At 60.0% G+C, this 2,263-nt stretch carries 2 protein-coding genes; both read right to left on the bottom strand.

Going from position 1 to position 2,263, the window contains the following annotated elements:
* A partial coding sequence (gene istB / locus ABID12_RS20790; protein ID WP_354435959.1) for an IS21-like element helper ATPase IstB occupies nt 1–636 on the bottom strand: 636 nt, incomplete at its 3' end.
* Nucleotides 633–2,141, bottom strand: coding sequence for an IS21 family transposase (gene istA / locus ABID12_RS20785; protein ID WP_354435958.1), 1,509 nt, complete (start codon nt 2,139–2,141; stop codon nt 633–635). The genes istB and istA, both read right to left, overlap by 4 nt.
* Nucleotides 2,142–2,263 lie beyond the last annotated feature (122 nt).

Here is a 2,263-nt window from a genome sequence, read left to right as displayed (position 1 = left end):
TTCGGTCCATTCGTCAAAGGGCAGATTACTGGTGATCAGGGTGGCACCCCGCTCATAGCGTTGCGAGATCAACTCGAACAGCAGTTCCGCGCCGGTCCTGGAGAGCGGCACGAAGCCGAGTTCGTCAATGATCAGCAGTTTGTAGGCTGCCATCTGCTTTTGGAAACGCAAGAGACGCCGCTCGTCACGGGCCTCCATCATCTCACTGACCATGGCAGCTGCTGTGGTGAAACCAACGGACAGGCCCTTCTGGCAGGCGGAAAGGCCAAGGGCGAGCGCTATGTGGGTCTTGCCGGTTCCGCTGGGGCCGAGAGCGATGACGTTCTCGCGACGCTCGATCCATTCGCAGCGGGCCAGCTCCAAGACCTGCATCTTGTTGAGCTTCGGGATGGCGGCAAAATCGAAACTGTCGAGGCTTTTGACGACCGGGAATCTGGCTGCCTTGATACGACGCTCGACCTTGCGACGATCCCGTTCGATCATCTCCCGCTCGGCAAGCCGGGTGAGGTACCCGATATGATCGACGCCTTCGGTGGCGCAAAGCCGGGCCAGTTTCTGATACTCCCGCTGGAAGGTCGGCAGCTTCAGGCTCTTGAGGTAATGGGCAAGCAGGATCTCGGGTGCTTCGGCGCTCATGCCGCTTCTCCCTTCCCCGATGACAGGAGGCCCATATACGCCTTCGCCGATGTCGTCTCGACGGTTGCTCTCGGCAGGTAGGGATAGATCGACAGATCCAGTCGAGGCGGCCGGCGCTCCACCCGGCAAAGAATCAGATGTTTGATGGCATCGAAGCCGATCGCGCCGAGATGAATGGCCTGCTTCACCGCCGCATGCAGGTCGGCCATATCGAAGCTTTCCAGCAGACGAAGAACCTGCACGTATTCCCGCCTGCCATGTTTTGCCATCTTGTCAATTTGGCGGCCTTCCATCAGGCGGCACAGTGTGGCGAACTCCTCCGGCAGATCCCAGCCCTGCAAAGGGGCTGCCTGATCCAGCGCATTGATCTTCTGCTCGATCAGCGGCAGGTAATGCACCGGGTCGAAGATGACATCTTCCCGATCCCAGCTTCGGGGATGGCGGGCGATGATCTCACCGCGGCAACCGATCACGACCTTATCGACATAGCCTCGGATCCAAACGTCTTGATGACCGTAGGCGACGGGTACGGAATAATCGTTCGTCTTGTAGCGAACGAGAGACTGTGCCGTGACCCTGGCGCTGGCCTGATCGCAGGCGTCAAAGGGCGACACCGGCAAGGACTGCATGGCAGCCAGATCGCGCTGCAGCCGTTCACCGATCGTCTCGCTCTCACCGCGCAACCTGTCGCGCTGGCGCTTGCGGCACTGTTCTTCCAGAAAGGCATTGAACGTATCCCAGGTCGCAAACTGCGGGATGGGGACCATGAAGTTACGCCGGGCATAGCCCACGAGGCCCTCGACATTGCCCTTGTCATTGCCCTTACCGGGGCGGCCATAGCGATCCCGGATCAGGTAGTGGGACAGGAACCCGCTGAACAGCGTCGCCCGCTTGCGCGTGCCATCAGGCAGGATCCTCGCCACAAGGCAGCGGTCATTGTCATAGACGATCGATTGCGGCACGGCCCCGAAAAACGCAAACGCATGGACGTGGCCATCGACCCAGGCCTCGGCTACCGCCGCCGGATAAGCCCGCACGTAGCAGCTGTCACTATGCGGAAGATCGAGCACGAAGAAACGGGCTTTCTGCTCGACACCCCCGATCACCACCGTCGCCTCGCCGAAATCGGCCTGCGCATGGCCGGGCGGATGAGAAAGCGGCACGAACACTTCCTGACGGCGTTGTTCCCGCTCCCGGATATAGTCCTTGATAATCGTATAGCCGCCAGTGAACCCGCACTCATCACGAAGCCGGTCAAACACACGCCTGGCCGTATGGCGCTGTTTGCGCGGTACCTTCGCGTCTTCATCCAACCAGTGGTCGATCGTCGAAACAAACGCGTCCAGCTTCGGCCGCCGGACTGGTGATTGTCGCCGATAGCCAGGAGGTGTCGAATACGACAGCATCTTCGCTACGCTGTCGCGCGAGATGTTGAAGTGTTTGGCTGCCTCACGTCGGCTCATCCCTTCCGAGACGGCCAGACGAACCTTCAGATAAAGATCCACGGTATAAATCCTCTGTCCCTCCTGCGCTCATTGCAGAAGGAAGATAGGTGGACGGATTTTACTCCGCCCGCGGACGGTCTATTCCGCCGCTTCCGTGGCCGACTTTTGCACCGCCGTTCTCA

Origin of the sequence: Martelella mangrovi, from assembly GCF_040545495.1 — a bacterium.
GTDB lineage: Bacteria > Pseudomonadota > Alphaproteobacteria > Rhizobiales > Rhizobiaceae > Martelella > Martelella mangrovi.
Note: the sequence above shows the minus strand (reverse complement) of the source record. Positions and strands in the feature narration are given on the sequence as shown.